Source organism: Streptomyces sp. H27-H5, assembly GCF_026627505.1.
Classification (GTDB): domain Bacteria; phylum Actinomycetota; class Actinomycetes; order Streptomycetales; family Streptomycetaceae; genus Streptomyces.
Genome location: NZ_JAPNLK010000280.1, coordinates 1 through 1,523 on the forward strand (window position 1 = coordinate 1; position 1,523 = coordinate 1,523).

Below are 1,523 nucleotides of genomic sequence, written 5' to 3' on the forward strand. Positions count from 1 at the left end.
CATCAAGCACAAGCTCAAGAAGATCCAATACCGCCCCGAACTGATCAACGGCTGCCTCACGGAGACCGGGCTGACCATAGAACTCACCAAGATCGAGAAGGCGGAAACTACGAGTTCAACCTGAGTAGCAGCCCCCACGGACCGCGAACACCTCTGGCGTGCATGCGCAATGCGCCCCGCCACGCCGTCACCGCGAAGGACACACAATGCAGTTCACCGAGGCCCGCCACCTGTACGAAGGCGCCGTCATTCTGCTTGACGAGATCCGCCCCGCCCGCGTGACCACCATCAGCAAGACGGCCGGTGACGAGATCGTTGTCACCCTGGCCTTTCAGGACTCTGAGTCTCCCCTCGTAGCGTGGAGTCCGTGACTGCAGGGGAAGTTGAGAGTCATGGCGGAGAAGCGTCGGGTGTTCACGGCTGAGTTTCGTGAGGGGGCTGTACGGATCGTGACGGAGACCGGGAAGCCGATCCCCGAGGTCGCGCAGGACTTGGGGATCAACGAGACGACGCTGGCGAGCTGGGTGTCGCGGGCCAAACGGGCCGGCAACGGCCGGGGTGAGAGCGAGGCCGAGGAGCTCGCCCGGCTGCGGCGGGAGGTCGCGCAGTTGAAGAAGGACAACAAGGAGCTCGGCATGGAGCGTGATGTTCTCAAACGCTGCATGGTCCTGTGGGTGAAGTAGCTGCCGCGGACCCGGCCGTCGTGGCCGGGGTGATCAGCGACCAGAGGACCGGGCACAACATTCCGCACACCGTCTCCTGCCGCGCGCTGGGCGTGAGCGAGTCGTGGTTCTACAAGTGGCGGATCCGTAAGCCCACCGGGCGTGAGCTGCGACGACAGCAGCTGACCGAGGAGATCAAGGAGATCTTCAAGGAGTCCGGCGGCACGTACGGATCACCGAAGATCTTCATTCTGCTGGTCCGCAAGGGCTGGCACGTCTCGGTGAACACCGTCGCCAGGCTGATGGCCGAACTCGGCCTGGTCGCCCGCGTGGTGAAACACCGCAAGGGCCTGACCAGGCAGGGAAAGCGGCCCGCTGCCCCGGATCATGTGAAGCGGGACTTCACGGCCGAGGAGCCCGACCTCGTCTGGGTCGGCGATATGACCGAGATCGTCACCTCCGAGGGCAAGATCTACCTCGCGACGGTCATCGACCTGTTCTCACGGCGCCTGCTCGGCTATGCGATGGGCGCCCACCATGACGCGGACCTGGTGGTGGCCGCGCTGAACATGGCCGGGACCACCCGGGGCGGTGACGTGCGCGGAGTGATCTTCCACAGCGACCGCGGCTCGGAAGGTGGATTCAACCGGTCGTCGCAACACTTTGATCTCGGAGGTGTGCGACGTGGCCACGGCGGACTGGAGTTTGAAGACCAGCGATGTTCCGGAAGGCCAGCGTCGGCAGTGGCGCGCTGATCGTGCGTTGCGGCCGGCGATGCGTTCGCCGGGGCGGCCTGATCCGTCTCGAGTCGTGCAGCGCCACTTCTGGCGACTGATCGCCACGGGGGTCACGACGGTGGAG

Annotated in this window: 3 protein-coding genes and 1 pseudogene; all 4 read left to right on the forward strand. The window is 65.0% G+C overall.

Going from position 1 to position 1,523, the window contains the following annotated elements:
• The first annotated feature begins 206 nt into the window (after positions 1-206).
• Positions 207-371, forward strand: a complete 165-nt coding sequence (locus OTB19_RS42745; protein ID WP_267804258.1) for a hypothetical protein — start codon at positions 207-209, stop codon at positions 369-371.
• A 21-nt stretch (positions 372-392) separates the two neighbouring features.
• Complete coding sequence (locus OTB19_RS42750; protein ID WP_267804259.1) at positions 393-683, forward strand: transposase; 291 nt, start codon at positions 393-395, stop codon at positions 681-683.
• 20 nt (positions 684-703) lie between these two features.
• Entirely contained in the window at positions 704-1,417 is a 714-nt protein-coding gene (locus OTB19_RS42755) for an IS3 family transposase (RefSeq protein ID WP_267804260.1), read from the forward strand.
• A pseudogene (locus tag OTB19_RS42760) lies at positions 1,368-1,523 on the forward strand (IS30 family transposase); the annotation flags it as partial. The gene OTB19_RS42755 and the pseudogene OTB19_RS42760, both read left to right, overlap by 50 nt.

What these genes read in the sequence shown, in the direction of transcription:
- OTB19_RS42745 (WP_267804258.1), top strand. Translation starts at nt 207, where the DNA reads ATGCAGTTCACCGAGGCCCGCCACCTGTACGAAGGCGCCGTCATTCTG.
- OTB19_RS42750 (WP_267804259.1), top strand. Translation starts at nt 393, where the DNA reads ATGGCGGAGAAGCGTCGGGTGTTCACGGCTGAGTTTCGTGAGGGGGCT.